General features: G+C 40.8%; 1 protein-coding gene. It reads left to right on the top strand.

Annotated features, from left to right (window positions below):
* Nucleotides 1–240 (top strand): reverse transcriptase domain-containing protein (locus tag TP70_RS11160; RefSeq protein ID WP_044361655.1); only part of this gene is annotated, 240 nt, incomplete at both ends.

Genomic DNA, 240 nt, shown 5'->3' with positions numbered 1-240 from the left:
TGGGAATCCCTGTCGCTAGAGATAGAGTTATCCAACAAGCCATTAAACAAGTTATTGAACCGAAAATCGACCGTACATTCTCAAAACACAGTCATGGCTTTAGACCCAATCGTAGTACAGGCACTGCGCTTAAGCAATGTGCAACGTACTATGAAGAGGGCTATTCGGTCGCAGTTGATTGTGATTTAAAACAGTGCTTTGACATGTTGAACCACGATAAGTTGATGTATTTATTTGAAC

The organism is Staphylococcus microti, from assembly GCF_000934465.1.
GTDB classification, from domain to species: Bacteria; Bacillota; Bacilli; order Staphylococcales; family Staphylococcaceae; genus Staphylococcus; species Staphylococcus microti.
The sequence above is the reverse complement of the archived record's forward strand: the minus strand, read 5'-3'. Positions and strand labels throughout refer to the sequence as shown.